The 262-nt window shown below is 58.4% G+C and carries 1 protein-coding gene; it reads left to right on the forward strand.

Annotation, left to right across the window (positions count from 1 at the left end; genetic code table 11):
• A partial coding sequence (locus B4920_RS26675; protein WP_216820078.1) for a hypothetical protein occupies positions 1-262 on the forward strand: 262 nt, incomplete at both ends.

Genomic DNA, 262 nt, shown 5'->3' on the forward strand with positions numbered 1-262 from the left:
GAGGTCTCCAAAGTAGTGCCGGTTAATCCGAACCAGGAGTGCACCAACGGCCAGGTGTTCACCTTCAATGCAGACGTGACCATCAAGACCAACGCCAGCGAGCGTTATGACACCACCTTCTACCTGCCGAGAACGTCCCAGAGCCCGCAGTTGGTACAAGGAGGGGCAAGAAACTGCAGCCTGGTACTGCCCAAGGCGAGCGACGCCGGGGAGAATGGCCAGGTCGCCTATGTGAATCTGGAGCCGAAACTGAAAGCCACGG

It is taken from the genome of Zoogloea sp. LCSB751, from assembly GCF_002028455.1.
Taxonomy (GTDB): domain Bacteria; phylum Pseudomonadota; class Gammaproteobacteria; order Burkholderiales; family Rhodocyclaceae; genus Zoogloea.